At 56.2% G+C, this 22,222-nt stretch carries 21 protein-coding genes and 2 pseudogenes; 6 read left to right on the forward strand and 17 right to left on the reverse strand.

From position 1 onward, the window contains the following. Positions 1-3: 3 nt before the first annotated feature. From QE435_RS05440 to QE435_RS05450, 3 genes are all read right to left on the reverse strand, one after another. Entirely contained in the window at positions 4-1,002 is a 999-nt protein-coding gene (locus QE435_RS05440; RefSeq protein WP_306929298.1) for a sugar ABC transporter substrate-binding protein, read from the reverse strand. 82 nt (positions 1,003-1,084) lie between these two features. Continuing rightward, entirely contained in the window at positions 1,085-1,639 is a 555-nt protein-coding gene (locus QE435_RS05445; protein ID WP_349040531.1) for a hypothetical protein, read from the reverse strand. Positions 1,640-1,732: 93 nt separating this feature from the next. Next, positions 1,733-3,019, reverse strand: coding sequence for an ArgE/DapE family deacylase (locus tag QE435_RS05450; RefSeq protein ID WP_349040532.1), 1,287 nt, complete (start codon positions 3,017-3,019; stop codon positions 1,733-1,735). Between the two features lie 378 nt (positions 3,020-3,397). On the opposite strand from QE435_RS05450, the gene QE435_RS05455 reads away from it, so the two are divergent. After that, positions 3,398-4,453, forward strand: a complete 1,056-nt coding sequence (locus QE435_RS05455) for an Ldh family oxidoreductase (RefSeq protein ID WP_349040533.1) — start codon at positions 3,398-3,400, stop codon at positions 4,451-4,453. Positions 4,454-4,519: 66 nt separating this feature from the next. Next, entirely contained in the window at positions 4,520-5,164 is a 645-nt protein-coding gene (locus QE435_RS05460) for an XRE family transcriptional regulator (RefSeq protein WP_309769890.1), read from the forward strand. 394 nt (positions 5,165-5,558) lie between these two features. Here the strand turns inward: QE435_RS05460 and QE435_RS05465 are convergent, their stop codons facing one another. Continuing rightward, a complete protein-coding gene (locus QE435_RS05465; protein ID WP_349040534.1) occupies positions 5,559-5,750 on the reverse strand; it encodes a hypothetical protein in 192 nt (63 codons plus the stop codon). 666 nt (positions 5,751-6,416) lie between these two features. Here QE435_RS05465 and QE435_RS05470 point away from each other — a divergent pair. Beyond that, positions 6,417-6,839, forward strand: a complete 423-nt coding sequence (locus QE435_RS05470) for a pilus assembly protein (protein ID WP_309769891.1) — start codon at positions 6,417-6,419, stop codon at positions 6,837-6,839. A gap of 1 nt (position 6,840) precedes the next feature. Next, a complete protein-coding gene (locus tag QE435_RS05475; protein ID WP_349040535.1) occupies positions 6,841-8,571 on the forward strand; it encodes a TadG family pilus assembly protein in 1,731 nt (576 codons plus the stop codon). A 139-nt stretch (positions 8,572-8,710) separates the two neighbouring features. Here the strand turns inward: QE435_RS05475 and QE435_RS05480 are convergent. From QE435_RS05480 to QE435_RS05490, 3 genes and pseudogenes are all read right to left on the reverse strand, one after another. Further along, a pseudogene (locus QE435_RS05480) lies at positions 8,711-9,289 on the reverse strand (integrase core domain-containing protein); the annotation flags it as partial. A gap of 65 nt (positions 9,290-9,354) precedes the next feature. Continuing rightward, positions 9,355-9,615 carry a transposase gene (locus QE435_RS05485; RefSeq protein ID WP_349040536.1) on the reverse strand — a complete coding sequence of 87 codons (261 nt, stop codon included), beginning with the start codon at positions 9,613-9,615 and terminating at the stop codon, positions 9,355-9,357. Positions 9,616-9,621: 6 nt separating this feature from the next. Continuing rightward, positions 9,622-10,002: a hypothetical protein gene (locus QE435_RS05490; RefSeq protein WP_349040537.1), complete on the reverse strand. Its 381-nt coding sequence runs from the start codon at positions 10,000-10,002 to the stop codon at positions 9,622-9,624. A 746-nt stretch (positions 10,003-10,748) separates the two neighbouring features. Between QE435_RS05490 and QE435_RS05495 the strand changes: the two are divergent. Beyond that, positions 10,749-11,703: pseudogene (locus QE435_RS05495) on the forward strand (IS481 family transposase). Positions 11,704-11,723: 20 nt separating this feature from the next. On the opposite strand, the gene QE435_RS05500 reads toward QE435_RS05495, so the two are convergent. The 7 genes from QE435_RS05500 to QE435_RS05530 form a co-directional block, all read right to left on the reverse strand. Beyond that, positions 11,724-12,617 carry an extracellular solute-binding protein gene (locus QE435_RS05500; protein ID WP_349040538.1) on the reverse strand — a complete coding sequence of 298 codons (894 nt, stop codon included), beginning with the start codon at positions 12,615-12,617 and terminating at the stop codon, positions 11,724-11,726. Beyond that, positions 12,559-13,380 carry a hypothetical protein gene (locus tag QE435_RS05505; RefSeq protein ID WP_349040539.1) on the reverse strand — a complete coding sequence of 274 codons (822 nt, stop codon included), beginning with the start codon at positions 13,378-13,380 and terminating at the stop codon, positions 12,559-12,561. Before QE435_RS05505 ends, QE435_RS05500 begins: the two co-directional genes overlap by 59 nt. A 117-nt stretch (positions 13,381-13,497) precedes the next feature. After that, positions 13,498-14,166, reverse strand: a complete 669-nt coding sequence (locus tag QE435_RS05510) for a nuclear transport factor 2 family protein (RefSeq protein ID WP_349040540.1) — start codon at positions 14,164-14,166, stop codon at positions 13,498-13,500. Between the two features lie 157 nt (positions 14,167-14,323). Next, positions 14,324-15,079: an ABC transporter ATP-binding protein gene (locus QE435_RS05515; RefSeq protein ID WP_349040541.1), complete on the reverse strand. Its 756-nt coding sequence runs from the start codon at positions 15,077-15,079 to the stop codon at positions 14,324-14,326. Further along, positions 15,076-16,887, reverse strand: coding sequence for a branched-chain amino acid ABC transporter ATP-binding protein/permease (locus tag QE435_RS05520; protein ID WP_349040542.1), 1,812 nt, complete (start codon positions 16,885-16,887; stop codon positions 15,076-15,078). Before QE435_RS05520 ends, QE435_RS05515 begins: the two co-directional genes overlap by 4 nt. Then, a complete protein-coding gene (locus QE435_RS05525) occupies positions 16,884-17,921 on the reverse strand; it encodes a branched-chain amino acid ABC transporter permease (RefSeq protein ID WP_306928814.1) in 1,038 nt (345 codons plus the stop codon). Before QE435_RS05525 ends, QE435_RS05520 begins: the two co-directional genes overlap by 4 nt. Positions 17,922-18,091: 170 nt before the next feature. Beyond that, positions 18,092-19,276, reverse strand: a complete 1,185-nt coding sequence (locus QE435_RS05530) for an ABC transporter substrate-binding protein (RefSeq protein WP_349040543.1) — start codon at positions 19,274-19,276, stop codon at positions 18,092-18,094. Positions 19,277-19,426: 150 nt separating this feature from the next. Between QE435_RS05530 and QE435_RS05535 the strand changes: the two genes are divergently transcribed. Beyond that, positions 19,427-19,900, forward strand: coding sequence for a MarR family transcriptional regulator (locus tag QE435_RS05535; protein ID WP_306928811.1), 474 nt, complete (start codon positions 19,427-19,429; stop codon positions 19,898-19,900). A gap of 31 nt (positions 19,901-19,931) precedes the next feature. Here the strand turns inward: QE435_RS05535 and QE435_RS05540 are convergent, their stop codons facing one another. The 3 genes from QE435_RS05540 to QE435_RS05550 are packed head-to-tail and all read right to left on the reverse strand — an operon-like array spanning position 19,932 to position 22,216. Then, on the reverse strand, positions 19,932-20,429 hold the full coding sequence (locus QE435_RS05540) for a flavin reductase (protein WP_306928809.1): 498 nt from the start codon (positions 20,427-20,429) through the stop codon (positions 19,932-19,934). Positions 20,430-20,436: 7 nt separating this feature from the next. Beyond that, the gene (locus QE435_RS05545) at positions 20,437-21,411 is read right to left on the reverse strand and encodes a PDR/VanB family oxidoreductase (protein WP_349040544.1); all 975 of its coding nucleotides are present in this window, start codon (positions 21,409-21,411) and stop codon (positions 20,437-20,439) included. A 43-nt stretch (positions 21,412-21,454) separates the two neighbouring features. Further along, a complete protein-coding gene (locus tag QE435_RS05550) occupies positions 21,455-22,216 on the reverse strand; it encodes an SDR family oxidoreductase (RefSeq protein ID WP_349040545.1) in 762 nt (253 codons plus the stop codon). Positions 22,217-22,222 lie beyond the last annotated feature (6 nt).

A 22,222-nucleotide genomic window follows, 5' to 3' on the forward strand; every position in this document is an offset into this window, starting at 1 on the left:
ATATCAGCCTGGCCATTCCGCCTTGAAATCCGGATGGGCATCGAGCCAGGCCTTGTCTACGATCATCGGAATGTCGTGAAGCTTAGATTCATCGATCCAGACGGGGACCTGCTCACCCTTCAAAGACTTCACGACGGCATCCAGTGCGGACGAACCCATCGATTCCGGGAAGTTGGCCAAGGATGCCTTGAATTTTCCTTCGCGGATTTTGTCGATCGTGATCTGATTCAGGCCACCGCCAATCAGATAGATCGATGATGGATCAATACCCGCGTCTTCCAGCGCTATCTCTACGCCAAGCAGATGCTGGTCAGCGTTGGAAAGCACAGCGTCGATTTCCGGGTTGGCCTGTAGAATATCCTGCATCGCCTTAAGAGACGTATCGGGACTGTAATTGCCTTCGCCCGTTGCGACAATTTTGATGTTCTTGTGCTGACCGAGGACTTCCTTGAAGGTTTCATAGCGCAGATTGTCGAATGGATAGATCAGTTGACCCATCATAACGACCACACGGCACGGGTCTTTGCTCGCGCAGTATTCGACGATCTTTTCTGCCTGTGCCTTGGCGCCGATCGAAGGATCGCTGGCGACGGTGGTCGTCAGACCCTTGATCTGAGGCTGCATGTTCTTCAAGTCGGGGCCAACCGGGAAGAGCGTGGTGGCGACCTTGAGGCCGGCAGCCGTGGCGTCTTCGAGCGCAGTCGCGATACCGACCGTATCGTTTGGGGAAAGGATAATGGCGTCAAAACGTTTTGCCGCGGTCAAATCCTCGACCTGGGCAAATTGCGTCGGGGCAGAAAACTTGCCGTCAAAGATTTCGGTTGTGACATTTGGATATTGCTTGGCGGCCTTTTCTATTCCTGAATAGATCGCCTGATTAAACCCGTTCTGACTGGATGCCGCAAGGAAGGCAATCTTGAAGGTCTTGTCCTGCCCTTGCGCGGCGGATATCAGCGATGCCCCAACCAAGAGGGTGGTGGCTGTCAACAATCTTAGTTTCATTTAGCGCTCCATATACTCTGAAGGTCTGATGCGGCCTTTTCGGCTCTCTTTCGATTTCTGGTTTTTTGGCGTGGAGGGTGGCTTACTCACCCTCCATTATGGGTGTGTCCGTGATCTCTTGCCTTGACGTGAAGGTGGCGGTTTCCGCTCCTTGATGGTGGAGAAGAAGGAAAGCGAGGGTGATGGCCGGCTTCCACAGCAATGCCATTTCTACCCGCTCGCTGGTGTAGTGCCCCTTCTTCGCTAGAAGATTGACGGAACCGATCACCTGGCCATTCACAACTGCCGGAACATTGAGATTGGAGTCGAAACCGAGATCCCGGATCTTCTCCCAGTCGAAAAACACCTCTGCAATCTCTTCGATCGTTGTCGATGAAAAGTGTTTGTTCCCGACGATTACTTTTTCGAAATAGAGATTGCGGTCGAGACGCTTGAAATTGCCGACTGGATAAGCCTGTGGATCGTCCGAAAAAACGCGCCGCGATCTCATGTTCGGGACATCGTAAACCGAAGCTGTCATCAACCCACAACCTGCGTCCCGCTTAAGCCCTTGGCGGATGTAGGACAAGAGCGACGGACCGGCATCGGGCCCGGCTGCAATTTTCCACAATTCCTCGCTATCATACGCAATGGTCATATGCTGCTCTCAACGGTTTCTGGGAGAGTTTAAGCTTGGCTTTGTCCAAGTCCCATGACTTAAAGGCGATGATGGAGGATGAGGTGGCAATAGTCATCTTGCGCCAACCTTCTTCAAACCGCACCACTCTGCGATGAACAATCCCAGAACACGCGTTGTTTCTTTCATGCTGGCCAGATCAGTGCGCTCTTTGGGAGAATGACTATCCTCACCGCGCCCGCCGTAACAAAGGGCCGGAATATCATAATAGAGATTATATTGCCGCGTATCGCTGGTGGCCGTCATACTGAAGCTTTCAAGTTCAGAACCGAAGACCGCGCGATGGCTCCGAGCAAGCACAGCTTCAGCCTCGCTCCCCGGTTCAAAAACATGTCCGTCGGCCTGAAAGCCGATCCACGTATGTTCAGGCACGCGGTCAGTGCCGAGACGTTTTGCTGTTTCTTCGACACGGTTGAGGATTCGCTGACGAACCTCGTGCAGCGGGTGCCCCGGCAGGACGGAAAGTCTGCATTCAATCTCGCACCAGGAGGGCACTGAACCGAGCCAGTCGCCGCCTCGAATTTTCCCGAGACTGAACTTCACAGGGTTGTCGATATGACTGAACCAAGGGTGATTTTTCGCCTCACCATTGACCTCCTTAGTGAGTTTTTCCAGGTCTTCAACATACTCATAGGCCGCGAGGATAGCGTTGGATGCGCGATTGAAGTTCAGTACGTGCCCGGGCTTGCCAAGTATCCGCAACCTGAACCACACAGATCCAAGCTCTGCGCGAATAAGGCGATTGTTAAGGGATTCCGGAATAAGAACGGCATCGGCTCTATAGCCTCGCTCAAGCGTAGCCAGGGCGCCATTACCCGTACATTCCTCCTCACTCACCGTCTGGACCAACACCTTGCCATCCGGTACGTAACCCAGCTTCTTCAACGCATCCAGCGCGAAGACCATCTCGGCGACGCCAACCTTCATGTCGTTCGCGCCTCGTCCCCACATGAAGCCGTCTTCGATATGAGGAACGAAAGGAGGGCGGTCCCAAAGCTCATGTGCGCCAGGAGGCACAACGTCAATATGTCCCTGGAGAATGAGGCTTCGACCCGGCAAATCGCCAGCCTCAACCGTTGCAACCAATTGAACGGCCTTGGAGTAGTCCGCGTCTATGACGGGCGAAAAACCACGCTTTCCCTCAATATCGACATCTGCGATCGTGAAGCTGTCCAAGCCCCAGCCACGCTTTGAAAATTCAGTCGCCAACCATTCCTGGCACGGCCCCTCATTTCCGCGAACCGAATCAAAGGATACAAGCTTGGCAAGCCACGCGACTTGAGCATCGAAATTTGTCTCGATGACATCTTCAAGCTTAGCATCAAGATCAATCAGTTCCAATTCTTCAACCTCAGCCAGCCGCCACTCTGTTTCAAGGCGCCGAACAACGCCGCCCCTCTGTCATATCGACGAACACTTCGCGCTCGATAGCTGACGCTGCTGCAGATAAGGCAAGCTGGCAGCATATGGTCGTCCACTCAATTCATTTCGTATCGGAAATTATAGTGCCTATAGTAATGACAAGATTGCAGCTGTCAATCATCGTCCATGTAAAATATGAAATTCCTTTGCTAGCCCAAAACATCAGAATTCCATAGTCATTTCAATTAAATATGCTCAAGGTGAATATGCATCCCTAATTGGAGCGGGAAGAAACTTTCTTCTTGAAAATGCATTCATCGCAAAATATGTTTCCTATCGGAAATGGACGCTATCAACATGACGATTAACAGTTTTTACGCTTCGGAAGGCGAGCCTTCGGAATCGAAAGTCATAACGGATTACGATACCCTGCGTGAGCTACTGCGGAGCATCTTCATCCGCGTGGGCGCGAGCTCTGCGGTTGCCGCACTTCTGTCATCGAACTGTGCCAACTGTGAGCGCGATGGGGCGCTGTCACACGGAATTTTCCGCATTCCGGGATACGTGAGCTCGATCCGGAGCGGGTGGGTAGATCCTTCGGCGGTCCCTTCCGTGGAAGACGCTGCAGCGGCATTTTTTCGCGTCGATGCCATGAACGGCTTTGCCCAGCCAGCACTTGCCGCTGCGTCTCCTCTCCTCATAGAGAAGGCACGTCGCAATGGTATCGCAATAGCGGCGATCCGCAATTCGCACCATTTCAGCGCATTGTGGCCGGATGTGGAGCCTTTTGCTGAAATGGGCTTGCTGGCCGTGAGTATGGTCAACAGCTTTGCCTGCACTGTTCCCTTCGACGGAAAAAAGCCGACCTTCGGTACAAATCCGATTGCGTTCGCCGCACCGCGTGGCGCTGGCAGCCCTCTCGTAGCCGATCTTGCGACAAGCGCAATCGCTAATGGCGACGTTCAGATTGCTGCGCGGCAGGGCTTTACGCTTCCTCCTGGTTACGGAGTGGACCGAGATGGCAAAGCGACAACCGATCCCAACCGCGTTCTGGACGGCGGAGCGCTCCTGACATTCGGAGGCTACAAAGGTTCCGCCGTTTCGATGATGATCGAGCTATTCGCCGCTGCTCTGACTGGCGGCAAGTTCTCCTATGAGGTCGACTGGTCTGACCATCCCGGCGCCCAGACACCCCACACGGGTCAAGTCGTTATCGTCATTGATCCTGACTGCGGCAGAAAAACGGTTTTCGCGCAAAGAGTGAATGCGCTCACCGAGCGCCTAATGAAAGTTGGTGTTTCCCGCCTGCCCGGTGACCGGCGACACACAAGGCGCGCTCTATCCATGAAAAATGGAATTTTGCTTCAGCTTGCCGATTGGCAACGCCTGAATGATATGGCTAATCAGGGCTAACAACCATGGAATTATAATGCTTAGGTTGACTCAACCTCTAGGCAGCTCCAACCGAGGTAAAAACCAATGGCGATTTTGAAGAATGATCAGACCCACAGGGCTTCCGATGATGCACCGGATCGCGGATCGCGCCCTCATTCTCGGTCGCTTTCTACCACCTTGCGGCGCCTGCGGCAGGACGGCGGCTTCAGCATCGGCGAGCTTGCAGAACGTAGTGGCCTCGCGCCCTCGACGCTTTCTAAAATAGAAAACGCGCAGATGTCGCCGACTTACGAAACGATCCTTAGCCTCGCACACGGCCTTGATATAGATGTGTCGGAGCTCTTTTCTCACAAACCGTCCACCCCCATTAGTGGCCGCCGCGCAATAACCCGCAAGGGCGAAGGTGCAGTCATGACGGTCGGCAATTATACCTATGAGCTCTTGTGCGCGGACATCGCAAACAAAAAACTCGTCCCGCTTCTCACCCGCATAGAGGCGCGGTCCGTTAAAGAATTCGAGATGCTGGTCACACATACAGGTGAGGAGTTTGTCTATGTCCTCGAAGGTTGCGTCACGCTGCATACCAGTCTCTATGCCACGACCGTGTTGAATGCGGGCGACAGCTGTTATTTCGACAGCATGATGGGGCACGCGCTCGTCAGCACCTCCGAGAATCCAGCGGTGATCCTTTGGGTATGTTCTAATGTTATAAGCCCCCTTGCGGGATAAGCGAAAGCATTGCGCGTGTCGCAAAACGACGCGCTTGCAATTGAACGGACGCCCCGTCGCGGGTGGTGGCATGGTGAGTGTCATCGCAAAGATGACCACCTCACCGAGTGCTACGCCTTTAGCGTCGGCGCCCAAGCACCGGTGTTAGCGTCGAACCGGGCCTGTCGGACCCTGTCCATTAAAACATATCGCGTAAAAGTGCATAGCGGTTTTCCAGTAGCGACCTGCTCTAGAACAACGATTTAAAGCGCGAGCAGCGAATCTAAAAGATCGCAACACGCTTTAGGCACCGGGGCTAAACACTAGGCACCTTCACTTGCTTGTTTACTCCGCGGTGGCTTGAGGAGGTTCTTCGTCGTTGTTGGAGTTGTAGCCAGCGACAACACGTACAAGATCAACAAATCTTACGACCAACCCGGGAGTCGCTAATCTGCAAAAATGACTCATTGGGGGAGGCTGCCTCACGCGTAACGCCGAGGTGCCCGGGCGTCATGACGTCGACTAATTCTTTGCCATTTTGAGCTTCCAGGCCGTCAAAAAAGTTTCCCATGTCCACATGGAGCACGCGGGTAATTTCAGTCAGCATGCTCGTGGATATCCGGTTGGTGCCCTTCTCGTACTTCTGCACCTTCTGAAAGCCGCCCCCGACTTTTGTGCCAGGGTCGGACTGAGAAACTCCGTTGGCACGCGCCTTTTTCGCATAGCTCTCCCGATTGCGATGCCGACAGGGTAAGGCTGCTTTTCCATAAGCGCGTCCTATAATACCTGAGGCACTGCTTTCACTCAGGTCGAATTCCGTCGTACCGGGTGCAGTTTTCGGCGCTGGTTATGACCCCTTACAGGGAGTGTGACAGGTTGAGTAATCCTTCCACTTCGTTGTAATTCAAAACTCAGATCGCCAGTGCGACAGGCCATATCTTGCCCTCGGTCGACGGAAGCACCGGACCGCAACGCCGTACCCGTACGATGAAAGTCAATATCCACCCAGTAGCGCCACCGAAATCCCCATTCGTTGTCACTTGATATTGCTAAAGATACAAAGTGATTTTTGCAGATTGTCTTTGATATTGCTTTCACGTTTCGAAATATTACTATTTTCAATTATAAAATAAGCTCATGAAAAAATAATAATATAATGTGAAAATCACGTTGTATTAAATCGATACAAATCGAAAATCTCTGCATTAAGAAAAAATAAAAGCCGCAAGACTAGGGGTAGGAAAATTATATTGTCAATTTTTAGGCAAGAATCGTGGCATATCTCTCGAGAGTACTTCATAATCGGTCTGGATCTTCGGCAATCGAATTTGCCATCGTGGCGCCGCTCTTCATCATCGTTCTGCTGAGCATGGTAGCCTATGGGATATATCTCATGGCTGCCTATTCCGTGCAGCAGGTGGCTGCAGATGCCGCCAGAACCGCGATTGCCGGTTTGAACAATCAGGAACGGGAAGCACTAGCAAGAGACTTCGTCAGCAAGAGCGCGCTTAGTTATGCGTTCTTGGACAAGGGCGACCTTAACGTCACCGTTGGCATCGACAATGCCAACAGCAACCAGTTTACGGTTACCGTGGATTATGACGCAACGAAGCTGCCAATTTGGGGCCTTTATACCTATGCGCTTCCAGCAAAAACGATAAGACGATTTTCCACCGTTAGGATCGGGGGTATATGAGATGGGGAAGATACGATCTTCGATCTTTCGGTTTAATCAAGACGATGCGGGCAATATCGCACTTATGGCAGCGTTGACTGCGCCGATGATTGTCGGCGTTTTGGCACTCGGGGTGGATTATGGGGCATTGACGCTGCAAAAAAGGCAGCTCCAGCAATCTGCGGATCTCGCTGCGATTTCCGCGGCCTCCGCACTCGATGCTGAACAGGCCGTATTGCAATACTTCAAACTCAACGGGCAGAAAATTGGCATCAGAACTGGATCAGGTCTCTTGACCGAAGGTGGACTCCTGCCAAAGGATGCCGACATCAACGGAGCGGGACTGGACGGTTACGCGGAGATCACCACAGGGCGTTATGTCGCGGACCCGGACACTCCAGTGGAGAGGCGGTTTACCCCTAACGCAGCGCCTGCCGACGCAGTAAAGGTCGCAATTTTCGAAAAAGGCAGGCTCTACTTTGCGTCAGGCTTCACGACCCCGCCTAACCTCTCAGCAGTGGGAACGGCTGGGGCACAAAGGGTAGCCGCATTTTCCGTTGGATCTCGCGCAGCCAGCCTCAATGACGGTCTGATCAACAGTGTACTGAGCACTCTTTTTGGTTCGACCATTCATCTTAAGGTGGGGGACTATCAATCGCTTGCCAGCGCCGATGTGAGCCTGCTGAAAACGATCGACATCCTCGCAACGGATCTTAAGCTGAACGTCGGAACCTATCGCGAGCTCGTAACAACGAAAATTACCTTGAGCCAGTTTCTCAGCGCCCTGGCTAGAACCAGTGGGTTACAGCCGTCCGTCGCCTCAACCATCCAGAAATTGGAAAGGGCAGCCAACACAACCACGCTCAATTTTCCGTTGGAGAAAATTGTCAACCTTGGCCCCTTCCTCGACAATATGGTAGGAAGCAGCGGCAATCCGAAGGTCACGGTCAGCGTCTTCGATTTGATTTCCGCTACGGCGATTGCCGCAAACGGACGACATCAGTTTGAAGTCGATGCGGGCACCAACATTCCCGGCTTGGCTTCCACAAAACTGACCATCGCCATCGGTGAATTGCCTGTGCTGACGACATCGTTGGCGGTGGGCGGCGTCGGAACCGTCGTCAGAACTGCTCAGACCCGAGTTGCCTTGAACACCACCGTCGACGGGTTGAAAGCTTTGGCTGGCCTTCAGGTGCGTCTACCTCTCTACGTCGAAATGGCACCTGCCGAAGGAAAACTTGTAGACATTCGTTGCGCAGCCGGCGGCAACAACGCCGTGGACGTTGATGTGGTACCTGGAGTGGTGGAAATTGCTGTCGGCAAAGTGGATACAAGCGCTTTCAGTAAGTTCGGCAGTAAGCCGCGCGTAACGAAAGCAGCGATCGTCGACTCACGTCTCGTAAAAATAAACGGCATGTCGCATGTCACGGTCGGCAATTTGGCGAAGACCAGATTGACGTTCACGCAAGCGGACATCAATCAAGCGACGATCAAAGATGTATCCACTAGAGATGGTTGGACCTCCTACATTCAGTCCATCTTGAAAAACTTCGATCTCGATATCAACGTGCTGGTTTTAAGTGTCGGCTCACCGACCGCGGTACAAGCGGCGTTGGCCGATACTCTTTCCGTTGCTGCTCGGCCGGTCGATCAAGTCCTTTATAACGTGATGCTGATCTTCGGAGTCAAGGTCGGTGAAGCTGATGTCCGGGTGACGGATGCGCGCTGTATGCAGCCCGCGCTGTTGCAGTAGTGTGTTCAAAAAGGCGTTGGGGAGCTGGAAGCTTCAAATTCCGAGGCAGACAAACTCACTAATTAGGTGTTTGGTCCCAACATGTCGTGGCCTGGGGTTCGAGTGAAGATTTCAGGTTTCTTGACTTGCCACTGAAGTTTCATCCATCTGCGATCAGAGCCTCGGCGGCTTTGAATACGCCAAATGGCGCGATGGGAGTAACCGGCGGAAACGCGAAGCTTTCATCTTACGTAGCGTTGGAGCCGGCTGCGGCGATGGACCCGGCAAAGCTTGCCTGGGTCTATATCCGAGTGATGAGTGTGGCCGGAAATGGTTATAGTCGTCAGCTCATTCAGCAATTGCGCTGCGGGCATGATCGAGGCTGAAGAAGAGCCTCTCGTTGAGGCACTCGTCACGCATCCGACCGTTGAACTCTCGACATAGCCGTTCTGCATTGGCTTCCCCAGCGCTATGTAGTGCCACTCTACCTTATGATCCCTCGACCAGGCGAGAATGGCATTCGAGGTCAGTTCGGTCCCGTTGTCCGAGACAATCATGCCGGGCTTGTCCCGTCGCTCGATCAGGGTCGTCAGTTCTCGGGCGACACGTCGACCAGAGATGGACGTGTCCGGATCGCTGCCAGGCATGTGCGCCTCACGTCATCAACGACATTGAGGATCCGAAAGCGTCTGCCGCAGGTAAACTGGTCATGCACGAAGTCCAGCGACGAGCGGGCATTGGTCTTCGCCTCGGCCAATATGTGTTTAGGCGTGCAAAATTGGGTCTGACGCAATTTCGATGACATCAGGGCTCCCCAAGGATACATGCCTCAAGCAAATCGAATTTTCCGCGCCCGTACATCTGGCGTTTGATGAGTTTCAGCTTGGTGATCTGGCCCTCTGTCTGGCCGTTCGACCAAACTGAAGTGATTGCATTCTGAACCGCTGCTTTGTCGCGGATAACGCCGTTGGCAAATGACGCGACCCAGCTTGTTGCTGCGCGGTCGATCCACATGTCCAGATCATCTTTAGACTTGCGTCGCAGCATTTCGTCAAAGCTTTCCACGACATCTTAGGCCTCGACAAGATCTGGTAGTCGCTCCTGGATCGCAGCGACCGTCATCGTCTGAACTTTGGTCAAATTGTTGTGTTCAAGGGTCATCAGCCGGACGACGGTGCGTGCTGCGGGCGCGTGGCCGAGCCCGTTTTCGGCTTTTTCGGCTCGCCTTCGTCGTGTTGCCCGTTCCGTAACAACGCGGAGACCCCCACTAAAACCAGCCAGCCGAAGCTGCCGCCACAGTTCAGCGCCGTTTCGCAATCCGGTGTCCCATTGCGCTTCCAGCCAAGGCAAATGCGGTTCGAGGGAGGGTTTGCCGAACCCGAGAGATGTCGGTCCGCTGATCACGAACGATAACGCGGACCAGCTTTCGGCTGTGCCCGGTTCTGCACACAATCTCCTTGATGGACACGCCTTCGCCGACGAGTGCACGAACGACAGAGTTGAGCAGGCCGGATACTGGCATGCGGAGAGACATCTCTCTGCCCATTTCAGCGCCGACCCGCCCGTGCTTCCTCGAGAAGCTTTTGATCGTGGATTTGAGGAGGGATATGCCGTCGTCTTCTGGCACCGGAGCCGGCCATGTTCGGATGTCCCTCATCCAGGTAAGCGCCATCTCAGGTGCTCCGATTTCCGGGATAACGGCGACGGGATCGCCTCCCAACGGTACCACGACGAACCGTGTGGCGTGTCGGGCTTTCCCAGAACGGAGAGTCGAAACCCGTGAAATAGCGCACGTGCGGCGGGGCGGAGACCACCAAGGCGTCGAATTTATGCTTGTGCGCACTTTCGATGCGGCCTTCGAATTCGCCTGCGGAATCTTGAGTATGGACAAAGTACGTTCCCTTTTGTGGTTGTGAAGTTAAAGGAGCTCAGCTGGCGCGCCTCACCGCGCGGGCCGACACCTGTTCCGGTGAGAAACCTACGATAGTCTCATATGAAGCGGGATCGGTCGCGCCCTCGGTGTTGATCAGAAGGACACGGCTGCGCCGGTCCAATCCCAGCTTTGCTCGAGCGTCTACGTCTCCGGCGATCCGCAGCAGCCCTGCGAATCCGGCCGCGCCACTTTCACCTGAGACAATCGGATGTATGATCCCGGATTTTAATGGTGCACTATTTTCCGTCGAATGGAAGGAGGCACTATGGGCCAGGTTCTACGTGGTCGCGCCACAACGACTGAGGCAATCCGTCGAGCGATACAACATAGTCAAGAGAGCCTGAGAGCGCTCTCAAAACGGTATGGGATCAACCTGAAGACCGTTTCCAAGTGGAGGAAACGCACATCGGTTGCCGATTTGGCGACCGGGCCGAAGGAGCCGCATTCCACTATCTTGAGTCTCGAGGAGAAGGCCGTGATTGTCGCCTTCCGAAGCCGAAGGCACACGCTTCTGCCTTTGGATTATTGCCTTTATGCCCTTCAGCCAACAATCCCGCATCTGACGCGCTCATCCTTACGTCGATGCTTACAGCGCAATGACATTTCACGACTGCCGAAAGTGGCGGGAGATAAAGAGCCGAAAAAGAAGTTCAAGAGTTATCCGATCGGCTACTTCCACATCGATATCGCTGAAGTTCAGACCGCTGAGGGCAAGCTCTATCTGTTTGTAGCGATTGATCGAACGTCCAAGTTTGCGTTTGTTGAGCTTTACGCCGAAGCCGGAAAAACGAATACAGCCAATTCCTGGGCAACCTGGTCAAAGCTGTGCCCTATGCCATCCATACGGTTCTGACAGACAATGGCATTCAGTTCACCAATAGGGCTTGCGATCGCTACGCCTTCAATCACATCTTCGACCGCGTCTGTGACGAGAACAATATCGAACACCGGCTGACCAAGGTGAAGCATCTATGGACCAATGGACAAGTCGAGCTAATGAACCGGACCATCAAGGACGCGACCGTCAAGCGCTTCCATGACGGCGATCACGAACAGCTCAAAAAGCATCTCGCAGACTTCATCGACGCCTACAATTTCGGACGAAGGCTCAAGACACTCAAGGGCCTCACGCCCTACGAGTTCATCTGTAAACGATGGCTTCGGAGCCGGATCGTTTCATCATCGATCCCATCCATAAAATGCCGGGACTAAACACCTAGGCTGTTCTTTTTCTGAACCGTTAAGCGTTTAAACCTATGGATCGAATTTTCTTTGCGGCCGAGGCGAGCGCTGCGGTACCGTTTTTTGCATTGTTGGCCAAAGCGTCGTGGAGGTTTTCTCCCAATATTTGAGTAACGACGATTTCGTGCGGGGGTAGGATAGGAGAAGGCGCCACGAGCTTGTGCTGCCGCGTGAGCGAGGCAATGAGGGCGTGGATAGCAGAGTTTCTGGCCTGTTCCGGATCTCGGATGAGGCTGAAGAGTGAGGAGGTGGGGAGCCGGCCTACATCCTCTTCAACGCCCGTGCTTTCCGGCGATGCCAATGCCGCAAGTACGGCTTGGGCCGTTTTTTGGCGTGGTGGTGGAAGATTTGCCGGGAGCGCCAGAAAGAAGCCGTCAAGGGGCACCTTCCCGCGGCCACGGGTTGCGATGGGAGGGGGAAGATACGCGACCCTGTGCTTTACCTTCGAATTTATGTCGAGTTCGAAGCGGGTGGCATCCAGCGAAGAAAGAAAGCTCATCGCCGCTGATCCTGCGGCGAACACCGCCTGTGTTTCCCCCGATCCCCCGTTCAACACGCCAGGAGCTGAGACTTCGATCAGCATTCGTAAATACTCGAATGCTGCCACGCTTTCGCTTCCTGTCAGAAACGTTGAAACCAATTCAAGTGAATTGGCACCGTTTTGCGGCCACTGCGCTCCCATGCATGACAAGATGAACAGGAAGCTGTGTCCGAGCGCCAGCCCACGACTGCCGCCCCAGACGATACCGTAACGGTTATGGCGCGGCGTGTGGAGTTGCCGAGCCGTGGCGAGGACGGCATCAAGGTTGGTTGGATAGCTCAAGGCTTCTTCATCAAGAAGGTCGCGGCGAACGGCCAGCAGATCGATGGCCACATAGGCAGGAACGGCCATTTCGAGGCCTGACGGTGCCAGCATGGCATGCAGTGGGCTGGCGACGTCTGCGCAAAGCTGATGCTGCCCCCGGTGGCGCGATGATGGCGCCAGCGGCCATCTCTCCCACCCATGACGGCGCAATCGCGATGATGTCGGCACCGGAAACCGGTTGCTCGGCATTGCGCCTGATCGTTTCATATAATGTTTGCCGGTCGACAAGAGTGAAATTGCCGGATGGGCCGATACGGCTGCGAAAATCCGACCACACGTGACGCAGCGACATGAAGTACCAATCGTTATGCAGCAGAAATTGCAGTGTTTCCACGCCTTCTATATCGCGCAGTCCCCGAAGTTGACGCTCCGTCAGGGCGTGGCGTTGATGGTCCCCGCCAAAAAAATATTTGGTTGCGTCGAGCCGCGGTTCCTCCACAACCATTCGAGACAACTCTTGCTTGACGTCTTCGGCATAGGCCTCGAAGTTTTTCAAAAGCGAGGGGGTGGGAAAATAGACGAAGCTCTTGCCGCTACGGCTGCGCGCTTGCCGGCCGATCATGCCTCGCGCCTCAAGTGCGTGTATACACCGGATCGCTGTGCCATAGGGCAATCCGGACGCAGCGATAAGGCTGGTCAGCGTTATCATATGGCCTTCGAGATGCAGGCGGACGAGATTGCTGACGATTTGCCAGACGCTATTCTGCCCCGCTTCGGGGAAGGCCACACGAAAACGGGCCGTCAACCGGTCTGCAAGCGCTATGATCCGGCTGATCTCGTACTCGTTCATGTGCAGCCCTCTTGCCGCCTCCCAACGTTATAAAATCTAGACGTTTCCCGACACCATCTGCAAGTGGCATAAGAAAACCGTTCACCCTGTGCCCCCGCGACGACAGCTTGCGGGAGATCAGGCCGCGGCATCTCGCATGAGGATCGATTCTGCAGGAATGAAGTCCCACCACTCTTTCGGCAGGGGCGCTACGAAGACGTTTTCGGTTCGATATCGTGACATTTTCCACACGTCGTTTTCTCTCTTGAAGGCGTTATACAGCCGGCTGGAGCGCAGCAGCGAGGTGCCGTCGCTGAAGATCCAGGGCTGAAAGTGAACCCATGTTCCCTCCGCGCTGTCACCATTCACCGCGATATGCTCACATGTCAGATAATGGCAGTTGAGGATCATCTGCGGTTCGCGTGGCGCGAAAAAGCCTTCGAAGTGCTGGCGCAGTGCTGCCTTGCCCTGCTTCTTGCCGAACTGATTATCGTAATAGGCGCCGACGCCCTCCCATTGGGCATCATCGCTGAAGAGTTCCAGGATGAGATCGATCCGCTTTCCTCCCTCGGCGTCCGGTTCGGGCATCGGAACATCGCACAGAAACATGTAGCGGCTTACGATGCGGCGGATATCTGCTTCTGCTTGCAACGCATCGACTTTCCGGGTCAAGCTCGCGATCTGTTCTTCAACTGACAGCATTTTCATTTCCTCGAATCTGGTTTTTAAACCGGGCGCGACAGGGCGGTCCCCGTCGCGGTCGTCAGAGTATTGCTCAGGCATTCGCTCCAGGCCCAGGCCGATCATATCCGGAATGGATATTCTTCCCTTTGATTGGATGCCTGTTCACAGACATTCCCGGTACGACGCGCCTAGCGCTCTTCGTTGCTGGCAATCTTCTATTGGCGCTTCGCAGCGGCAAACGATTGCCCGCCGACACTGTACAGTTTGGGCGCGGCGAGCGTCATGTGGCGAGCATCTCCTGATGCTGGCTGGTCATGCCGAGATAGGCTGCGACCACGCGTGGGTCCTGGGCGAGTTCCGAGGCGGGGCCTTGCAGCGCGATGCGTCCAAGTTCGAGCACATAAGCATAGTCGGCGATCTTCAATGCGGCGCGGGCGTTTTGCTCGATGAGCAATATAGAAACGCCCTTGCGCCTCAGATCGGCGATGATACGGAAAACATCCCTCACGATCAGCGGTGCGAGGCCGAGACTCGGTTCATCCAGCATCAATAGACGAGGTCGGCCCATCAGGGCCCGACCGAGCGCAAGCATCTGTCGCTCCCCACCCGATAGCGTGGCGGCGATCTGTGCTCGACGCTCCTTCAGGCGCGGGAACAGGGTATAGACCTCTTCCAGCGTGTCGGCACGTTTACTCGCCGCAGAGCGGTGGAAACGGAAAGCGCCGAGCCTGAGATTGTCTTCTACGCTCATCGTGCCAAACAGGGCCCGCGTTTCCGGAACCAAACCGAGTCCTCGGTCGATCCGGCCCCTGATCGTCCCTGCCTCGACAGCCTCGCCTGAGATGCGGATCGTCCCGCGTGAGGGCAGGATTCCCATGATCGCCGACAGGAGGGTTGTCTTGCCAGCGCCGTTCGGCCCGATGACGGAGACGATCTGTCCTTCACCGACCTCAAGATTGAGACCGCTTACAGCTTCAATCTTGCTGTAGGACACGGATAGGCCCGAAACAGCCAGCAAGGGTGAGGTACCGGTCATTCGACGCCTCCCAGATAGGCTTCGATCACCTTCGGATTGGACTGAATATCCGCAGGAAGGCCTTCGGCGATCTTCTGGCCGAAGTCCATTACCATGATGCGATCGGCCAGCCCCATTACGAAATCCATATCGTGCTCGACGAGAAGGATCGCAATGCCCTCCGCCTTCAGCTTTCTGAGCAGGTCGGCGAGCGCCTGCTTTTCCTTGAAACGGAGGCCGGCAGCAGGTTCGTCCAGCAGCAGCAGGCACGGATCGGCGCACAGGCTGCGGGCAATTTCCAGAATTCGTTGCTGACCGAGCGCCAGACTACCGGCCTCTGCGTAGAGATGATCCCCAAGGCCTACGCGCTTCAGTTGCCGGGTGGCTTCCGCCAAAATTTGTGCCTCTTCCTTGCGGTCCAGCCTCAAAATGGAGGCAATAAGGCCGTGCTTGCCCCGCAAATGGGCGCCGATCGCCGCGTTTTCCAGTACGCTCATGTCTGGCAGAAGCTTCACATGCTGGAAGGTGCGGCTCATGCCTGCTTTCGCCACGTGACGCGCGCCAAGACCAGTGATTGCCTGACCACGGAATATCACCTCGCCAGATGTCGGTCGGTCGACGCAAGACACCTGATTGAAGAGCGTGCTTTTGCCGGCGCCGTTCGGGCCTATCACAGCGAGAATTTCACCCGCGTCGATGGCGAAGGAGATATCACTGTTGGCGACAAGACCGCCGAATTTGCGCGTGATGCCGCGGACATCGAGGATCGGCGCTGTCTTGTCAGGTTGGTCGCGGCGATCGAGAGGCAAGATATCGGAGGTCGTCGTAGCCACCGGCTTGAGGTTGCCGCCGCGGGTCAACCGCGCAAGAAGGGTGCCGCAGATGCCTCCCGGCATCCATTGCATCAGCAGTACGATGATGATGCCGAAAACTATGGCTTCATAGTTGCCGCCCTGGCCGAGAATGTTCGGCAGCAGGTTCTGTAGCCACTCTTTCATAAACGTCGTCGTGGCTGCTCCCACCACGGCGCCTCCCACTGTGCCGATGCCGCCGATCAGGGCCATGAACATGTATTCGATGCCGTATTGCAGGCCGAAGGGCGTCGGATTGACGAAACGCTGGGTGTAAGCATAGAGCCAACCGGAGACGGCCGCGAAAGCCGCCGCGACGAGGAAGGCCGCCATCTTGGCGCGAAAGGTATTGACGCCCATTGACTCGGCCATTGTCTGGCCGCCTTTGAGGGCACGAATGGCTCTTCCCTCTCGCGAGTCCAGCAGATTGAACATGATCGCGATGCCACAGAGGACGGCAAACCAGATCAGCAGAAACAGTAGATATGCCTTGTCGAAACGCAGCCCGAACATTTCCAGGGACGGGATGCCGGAAAGACCGGAATATCCGCCCAGCGTTTCGCTCGTGCCGAACAGATAGTAGATCGACAGGCCCCAGGCGATGGTGCCAAGCGGCAGATAGTGTCCGGAGAGACGCAACGTAAGGCCACCCAGAATGGCGGCGACACCAAGGGTGAGGAACAGTCCTGCGACAAGGCTGAGCAGCGGGTTGTAGCGGAGGAATTCAAGCGCCGGTGGCAGACCCGCGCCGGTGGCGATTGCCGCGGTCGTATAGGCGCTGATCCCCACGAAGGCCGCTTGACCGAAGCTTGTCATGCCGCAGACGCCTGTCATGAGCACGAGGCCGAGTGTCGCAAGCGCATAGATGCCGATGTTGTTGGCGATGGTGATCTGGTGGCCGGGCAGGAGGATAGCGGAAAGCGCCAGCAGCGGAACGGCGGCAAGAAGCCCGAGCATGCGAAGGTGGCGTAGCGTCATTCGCCGTCTCCCACCCGCTTGTGAGCCAGCGAACGCCATAAAAGAACGGGGAGCAGCAGAGTAAAGACGATCACTTCCTTGTAACTGCTGGCCCAGAATGTAGAAAATGCCTCGGCGAGACCCAAAACAACCGCGCCGATAGCGGCGAGCGGATAGCTGGCGAGGCCGCCGATGATGGCGCCGGCAAAGCCTTTCAGGCCGATGATGAAGCCGGAGTCGTAATAGATGGTCGTCAGTGGAGCGATCAATATGCCCGACAGTGCTCCAATTAGCGCCGCCAGCGTAAAACTTGCTTGACCCGCAAGGGCGGGAGAGATTCCCACCAGCTGAGAGCCAAGGCGATCGACGGCGGTGGCGCGCAAGGCTTTGCCGTAGAGCGTCTTTTCAAAGAAGGCGTACAGCATGCCGATCAACGCCAGCGATAGCACTACCACGGCCACAGACTGGCCGTTGATCATGGCCGGGCCGATGTTGAGGCTTATATCGGTAAAGGGTTCCGTGCGCATTCCTTCGGGGCCGAACATCAGGAGGCCGATGCCCACAAGCGCCACGTGGGAGGCAATGGAAACGATGAGAAGCACCAGCGAATGGGCGGAGGCGAGTGGCTGGAAGACGACGCGATAGAAAAGTGGGCCGAACGCAATGAGGAGACCGGTGGTGAGGGCTGCCTGAATAGCAGCGCCAGCACTGGCCAACGGAAGGAAAAAGGTCACGAGCGTCAGGGCGAGTGCGTAGATGGAGATGCAGATCATGGTGGGCTTGATCAGCCAACGCCCGTTGTCCCGCAATCCGGTGTAGAGATCCATGAGGATGGCGGTTGCGCAAAAGGCAAGCAGCAGCCAGCCGAGCTGCACCGGCTTGCCGGCTTGCATGGCGGCCATCGTGAGCGCCGAAAAGGACACGAACTCGCCTTGAGGAATAAGCAGGATGCGGGTGACGGAGAAAACGAGAAGAATGGCGAGCGCTAAGAGGGCGTAGATCGCGCCGTTGGTCAGCCCGTCCTGTCCAAGCAGTATGGCGACGACGAGGTTCATGACGCGATATCTCCTCGCTGCCGAAAGCCTGGATGACGGTGCGAGGCGCGACACACTCCCGTTGCCGGTCGATGCTGTTTCAGGTGATCCATTTTGCTGTTCCCGTATTTCTTCTTGAGCGTATTTCTGCGTCAGGTCTCACCGGCGAGCGCCCGACGCAGGAGGCAGGCTTACTTCAACAGTGCCCAGTTGCCGTTTTTAACCGTGATCATCTCAAGGCCTCGCTCGTCGAAACCGCTGTGGTCGGCTGGCGTCATGTTGTAAATGCCTTGTGCACCGGGCAATTCCTTCACATTCTCCAGCGCGTCCCGCAGCGCGGCGCGAAAGCCTGGCGTTCCCGGTTCGCCGCTCTTCAGCGCGACTGGGATCGCTCGTTCGAGAAGCAGTCCGGCATCGAGAACATTGGCGCCGAAGGTCGCGGGTTTGGAGCCGTAGAGCTTTTCATAGGCAGCGACATAATCGACCGCGACCTTTTTTGAAGGATTGGAGTCCGGCATTTCATCTAGGACCAGCATGAGACTGGCCGCCAGGATGGTACCTTCCACCTTCTTGCCGCCCAGTTTGAGAAAATCGGGAAGTGCCGCACCGTGGGTCTGATAGATTTTGCCGCGGTAACCCTGATCGTAGAGGGTTGTCTGTGGCAGGACCGACGAACTGCCCGGTGCCGCGATCAGAACCGCCTCGGGAGCTGATGCGAGAATTTTCAGGCTCTGCGCGGTGAGTGAAGTATCTTGGCGCTGGAAACGCTCCGCAGCGACGACCTTTATGCCAAACTTTCCGGCTTCGGCGGTAAAGACCTTCTGCCAGTTGTCTCCAAACGCGTCGGCGGTGCCGATGAACCCGACCGTTTTTACGCCGGCCTTGACCATGTTCGCCACCAGCGCCCTGGCCACGAGATCGTCGTTCTGAGTGGTTTTGAAGACCCACTTCTTCTTGTCGTCCATTGGCAGGATGACCGCGGCCGTTCCGACAGGCGCCAGCATCGGGAGGCCGGACTCGGCTGCGAATGCGATGACGCCCATGGCACTGGGCGAACCAGAAGGGCCAATGATGGCATCGACTTTCTGCTCTTCGATCAGCTTCTTGAAGGCGGATACGGCGGCCGTCGGATCACTACCGTCATCGAGCGGAATATATTCGATGGTTTGGCCTGCCGCAGATTTGGGCAGCAGAGGAATAGTGTTCTTCTGCGGGATACCGACCAGCGCGATTGGCCCGGTGGAGGATGTGACAACGCCAACTTTGATCTGGGCGTCTGCGGCGCCAGCCCAGAGGGTAGCGACCATCAACGACATCATCAGGCGTTTCGACAGGGGGGTGACTTTTAGCTTTAAGGAGGCAGTGACGTGTGGCATGTGTTCTTGATCCTCTGGTTGGTCGTTTTTTAGTTTTCTAGATGGCAATCAAGCCTGAGACCGCGGTTTCGGCCCAGGATTGTTCGTATTGTTTGCTCCCTGAGAGCAGGTGATGTATCCGATCTGCCAAAAGTGAAGGCATAAGCGTACATGCAGACAAAAACCGATCCCGACGCCCTTGGACAGATTGAACCCGCATTTCACAAGAGCGAATGGCCGTACTACTGGATCACACGCGTCAATGCCCGCTACGTCCTTGCTGTCGAGAAGGCCTTGCGTCCGATCGGTCTTGATGTGCCGCGTTGGCGCGTCCTGTCGTCGCTCACGGAGGATGCTTATCTCAGTATTTCCGAGATATCGGATTTCTGCATCATCCGATTGAACACCACCACTAAAATTATCCAGCGCATGACGACGGACGGGCTGGTCACTGTCCGAAGCCGGAAGGCCGATGCGCGGGTGACGGAGGTAACGTTGACTGAAGAGGGACGCGCGCAGGCTCGGCGCGCCCGCGTTCTGGTCGAGGCGGTGTTCCAGCGCTCTTTCGCCGACATTGGCAGCGAGGAGCTTGCGCAGATGAACAGTCTTCTGAAGCGGGTGTTTGATCGGCTTGGCGAGGGCTGAAGCCACGTAAAAACCTTTCGCTGGAGTGCGATTAACCTGTTGCGGCAAGCGGGTGAAATTGGCGGTCGAACCAGATCAAACCCTCGGCCGCGCCGTCCCATATCCGCGTCGCCTGAACCGCGCAGAAAAACACCGAATGCGTTCCAACCTCCTGTCTCGCGGATATCCGGCAATCGAGAGCGACGGTCGCGTCCTCAAGCGCGGGAGCCCCTGTCACCAAAGTCGACCAGCCGGCACCGGCGAAACGGTCCTCAACGGTTTGCCTGGCAAAATCGAGGGAAAGTGCCTGATGACGGGCCGCCAGCACATTGATGCAAAGCGCGCGGTTCTCGACGAAAAACCGGTGAGATCGATTGTCGCGGTTGACGCAGACAAGCACCGTCGGCGGCGTGTCCGTGACGGAACAGACGGCGGAAGCAGTCATGCCGTGGCGCCCCGCCGGACCGTCGGTCGTGATGATGTTGACAGCGGCGCCAAGCCGGCTCATGGCGGATCGGAATAATTTGGCGTCAGTCGGAGCGTCGGTCATCGGCACCTCAGATATCCAGTACGAGACGTGACGTCTTCGCCCGTGAGCAGCACAGCATCATCACCGTTCCGTCCTGCCGCTCATCCTCCGTCAGAAAAGCGTCGCGATGGTCGGGAAGCCCCTCGATAATGTCGGTGAGGCAGGTGCCGCAGATCCCTTCTTCGCACTTGACCTCCACCTTCACCCCCACCCGGGCAAGGGCTTTGACAATGGTTTCGTCCGCGCCGACCTCGACCGTGACGCCGGAGGTCTGCGCAACCACCTCGAAGGCACCACCACTGGTGTCGATATCGGCGCTGAAATATTCGCGGTGGATGTTTTCGTTCGCATGGCCGGCATTCTGTGCCGCGTCAATCACCATATCCATGAAGCCTTGCGGGCCGCAGACATAGATATGCGTCCCGCCATCCGGTTCCGGGATGTCGCGAAGCACATCGAAGCGTTGCGTATCAGGGCCATTGTCGTGATGGCATCTGATTTTCGAGGCAAAACTCCAGCCTTGCAAGTCGGAAAGGAAGGCTGTGCGTTCCGGATCTCTTGTACAGTAGTGAAGAATGAAATCGGATCCTTTGGCTTCAAGAGTCCAGGCCATCGCGATCATCGGCGTGACGCCGATGCCGCCGCCGATCAGGATGGAGCGACGCGCATCAGGTGCAAGCGGAAAATGATTGCGGGGATGGCTAGCCTCCACTACGAGGCCCGGCTGGGCGATCCGGTGTAGCGCCTGCGAGCCGCCTCGGCTCGCCGGGTCGTTCAGAATTCCAAGCCGATAGACGCCGTGCTCTGAAGGATCGCCACAGAGCGAGTATTGGCGCCAGAGGTCGATGCCCTGTGCGCGATCCTGAATGCGAATGTCGAGATGCGATCCGGCATCGAAGGGTGGTAACGACGAACCGTCGGCCGCTGCCAGGGTCAGCCGCATGATATTGCCGCGGTCGTCATGCCGGTCGGTGATCTTCAGTTGAAAGGGGGCGTTGGCCACTGGCCTCTCCTGTCATGGTCAATGTCATCTTGGTGCAGCTGTCTCATCGCATGAAAAGCCCGCCATTGATGTCCCAGCATGCGCCGTTGACGAAGGCGGCCGATGGCCCGGCCAATAACGCCACAAGTTCGGCAACGAACTTCGGATCACCGATGCGGCCGACAGGAATGCCCGCAACCAGACCGGCAAGCTTGTCTTCGGGAATCAGCCGATGGACCATCGGCGTGTCCATCGGTCCGGGTGCGATGGCGTTGACGGTGACGCCGAAGGGTGCGAGATCTCGAGCGAAGACTTTGGTCAGGGTGAGGATCGCGCCTTTCGAGGCGGCGTAATGCGCTCCCGTGGCGGTGCCGCCATTCTGGCCGGCGAGCGACGCCATGTTGATGATGCGGCCATAGCCACGCAGCTTGAAATGGCGCCCGAAAACCTGGCTGCCAGCGAAGGTGCCTCCGGCGTTTGTCGCCAGCACGGCGTTGAATTCCTCCGGCAGAATCTCCAGCACGGGCTTTGCGACGGTAACGCTGGCATTGTTGACCAGAACCTCCGCAGACCCCCATCGATCCACGATCTTGTCCAGAACGTCCTGGAATGCGGCTGGATCATTGACATCGAGCGTTGCGGTAACGGCTGTCTCTCCCGCGAGGTCGAGTTCGAGAGCAAGTTTCCCAGCAGCCTCCATATCGATATCGGTGATCACGACGCGAAAACCCGCCGTGTGCAACGCGCGGGCGATGTCGGCGCCGACGCCGGAAGCAGCCCCGGTAATCACAGCGGTCTGAATGACATCCGGTAAAGGTGCGGTCATGAGCTT

It is taken from the genome of Agrobacterium sp. SORGH_AS 787 (genome assembly GCF_030819035.1).
Classification (GTDB): domain Bacteria; phylum Pseudomonadota; class Alphaproteobacteria; order Rhizobiales; family Rhizobiaceae; genus Agrobacterium; species Agrobacterium larrymoorei_B.